This window comes from Chryseobacterium sp. 22532, assembly GCF_052044665.1.
Lineage (GTDB): Bacteria > Bacteroidota > Bacteroidia > Flavobacteriales > Weeksellaceae > Chryseobacterium > Chryseobacterium lathyri.
The window spans coordinates 2,921-6,318 of sequence record NZ_JBQENJ010000012.1 but is presented as its reverse complement, the minus strand read 5'-3'; the positions used below and the strand labels follow the sequence as shown (position 1 = coordinate 6,318).

The 3,398-nt window shown below is 40.8% G+C and carries 1 protein-coding gene and 1 pseudogene; both read left to right on the top strand.

Annotated features, from left to right (window positions below; all coding sequences use genetic code 11):
• On the top strand, positions 1–570 hold a 570-nt coding region (locus ACTJIV_RS20245), incomplete at its 5' end, for a T9SS type A sorting domain-containing protein (RefSeq protein ID WP_440629259.1).
• Positions 571–579: 9 nt separating this feature from the next.
• A pseudogene (locus tag ACTJIV_RS20240) lies at positions 580–3,398 on the top strand (hypothetical protein); the annotation flags it as partial.

The following is a 3,398-nucleotide window of genomic DNA, read 5'->3' as shown; positions in this document are numbered from 1 at the left end:
ATGGGAACGAGTGTAATCCAGAGTCAAGATTCAAGAGCCAAGAACCAAGATGTCACAAAAGGAATTCTTTTGGGAGGGTATACCCAGGCAGAAGGAAGGATTGAAGCCGATGATGAAACCTTCTGGATGCTGTACCTGGACCAGGATGGCAATGAGCAGTGGAGAAAACATGTAAAAGGAGAATCCAGGAAAAAAGAAGAAAGATTATCTGATATAAAACTGAACAGAGATGGCTCCATTATCCTGGCTGGAACCAGTGCAGAAGAACTCGGAAAAGAGAACTGGAAGATTGTGAAGCTGGGCGATAAACAACTTGATCAGCTTATAGAAAAACAAGACATCAAAATCTATCCTAATCCTGTTTCAGACTATGCATACGTAGAAATAGGCTTTGACTTTAAACAAGCTGATATTATGCTGTATGATATGGGAGGAAGGCATCTTCAGAGCTTAAAGACTAAGAATAAGGTGACGAAGATTAATACCCAGAATTTGATTCAGGGGGCTTATCTGGTTACCATTAAAACGGATACGAATAAAACGGCGAATGCTAAACTGATAAAAAAATAAACATAAATAATGAAAAAAATCTACATGTGTCTTATAAGCCTGGTAGGCTTATATGGTCATCTCCAGGCACAGCACCAATTTCAGGGTGTTAACTTTGGAGATACTTCCAATCCGGTCCCTTCACTTGCTTCCCTTGCCGGGCATACAGATACTCCGCCGTCAGTAGCGGTGGGCATACCTGAAATTTCTGTACCGTTATTCAGTATTTCAGGATATGGAGGATCTGATTTTGGCTTGCAGCTGAGCTATAATCCAACAGGCGTTTCTGCAGACGATGCAGCGAGCGAAGTTGGAGCAGGCTGGTCCATGTTCAAAGGTGGGGTTATTTCCAGAAAAATTAATGGGATTATGGTGGATGAAGCGTTTCAGAATACAGCAAGCGCTCATTATGAAAAAAATGTCTTCGATGATGAATACTATTATAGTCTTCCCGGGTTTTCGGGGAAATTTAAAATAGAAAGAGATACCGTACAAAACACATTCAGAATAGTAGATCTTACCCCGCTGAACCATGTCAAAATAGCCTATACAAAGCAGAATAATACCGCTACGCTGGTTATAGACTCCTTTACTATTACGGATGATGATGGCAGCACCTATTACTTTAATGATTATTCTACAGCGGCCGTTTATGATAGTTTTTATGATGAAAAAGGGCTTTGGGGATGGGAATACAAATCAGCCTTTTTCCTGACCAGAATTACCAATGCCGATGGTGTGGAAACCGCGAATTTTACCTATCAGAAAAATACGAAGTACGATACTGATAATACCACGTTGCTTTATAAAAGCTGCCAGCTTCAAAAAATCAATACCGCACTGGGAAATATCGAGATCGTTTATGATTACGACCAGACCCTGGAAAAAACCATGAATGATCCTTACAGCATTAAAAAAGTAATGCTGAATAATTTTTACGGTAAAGTGGCGGAATATGCCTTTGACTATTCCTATCCTTTCCCTTCAAATCCGGGGGATGCTACCTACAAAAAAAGACAGTTGGACAAAATAAAGAAAATGGACGGGCAGAATATCCTTGAAGAGACCGCATTTCTTTATAATCCTCTCAGCCTGGAGGTTCCAACAGGTGGATCGTGTCAGGGAAGCGTACAGGTCGATCCATCCGGTGTTCTTAATAAGATTATTTATCCTACAAAAGGTGTTACCCAGTACCTTTACGAAGGTTCAGAAATTTATGCCGATAAAAGCTCTGCTGCCTATCTGGAATCACTGACCCTGGATTATGTAGACTCATGTACACAGGAACAGCAGGAGTTTTTAAATTTCAGCTTTGATACCCATCAAACCCTGACTTATTCTTTTACGATCCCGGGGGATTCTTCAAAGAAAAAAACATTCTGGGTAAATTACGGCGACGTTTATACTTCAGTTGATCCCAATACCGGAGAGCCTATTATTCTTCCTCCCGTACCTGAAAATAAAAGAATTACCTATACCCTTAAAAGAGGAACTGAGGTATTAACCACCAACCAAAAAGGAAGCAGTATAAAATTTTACAACTACCCCGGTCAGTATACCGTTACTGCCAACGTGCCCCTACAGAATGGTCAGGTTAATTTTGGGCTGATAGAAGTTGTGGCAAAGCCCGGACCTTACCGTAATGCTAGTCCATCTACATCATACAGGATACGTTCCATTAAAAGGTTCAATAGTATTAACAGCAGTATCCCGGTAAAAGAAATTTCATACAAGTATGATGATTTTTCCATTCCAAACGCTTCAAGCGGCTATACTTCTAAAGACGGCAGAATCCTGTTCAAAAATGTAAAAGTAATGGACGGTTCAGGAAACGGATATGCAAAATATTTCTTCAAACTGGATAAGGATTATCCATCGTATCAGACTACGGTAGGTGGCAATACCGTTAATTTCCAGCCTTACTACAACCTTTTAAGATCAGGGATACTGGAGAAAAAAGAAATGTATAGTGAGACTAACCAGCTTCTGGGAAAAGATGATTATCAGTACACATTTGGCATTGCAGATGATGTTGATTATCAGACCGATGAAGGATTTTATTCCAAAACAGCATTTATCAGCCAGACAAAGAGCACTTCCATAGCCTATCCTTCAGGATCTGCGGCATCTTTCCTGCAAACTTCAAGTGAAAACAATGTAAGAGCAGATAATTACAAACCTTCCTCTTCAAAAACTACAGCTGCAGACGGAACGGTAACTGAAAGCTTCTATAAATACGCCCAGGACAAAAATCTCACCAAGCTGCTGGCTGCTAATATGACAGGAATGCCGGTAGAAACAGAAGTAAAAGAAGGGGGTAAAACCATCGGAAAATCTGAAACTAAATTTGATCATTCAGCTAATGTATACCCGAGTTCTGTCATCGGCTATAACAGACAGAACCAGAGTCCTTTTACCGCTTCTACACTGGATGTTTATGACAACAAAGGGAATTTGGTACAGGTAACCGGGAAAAACGGAATTCCTACAACCACAATCTGGGGATATTACCAGACCCTGCCTATTGCTGTTATTTCAGGAGCCTCCTATTCCCAGGTAGCCTCCCTTTCGACAGTAACAGCTGCCATAGCCGCTTCCAATGCGGATCGTGATAATCCGGCTAACGAACCTGCGCTTATACAAGCTCTGGAAAATCTTAGAAAAGATCCTGCCCTGAAGAATTTCGGTGTTACAGCAACTGCTTATGATCCTTTGATTGGAGTTACCCAGTCTATATCAGCTAATGGCATCAGAACCGTAAATATCTATGATAATGCAGGCAGACTGATTAAAGTAAAGGACGCAGACGGGAAAACACTACAGGAGAACCAGTACAACTACAAACACTA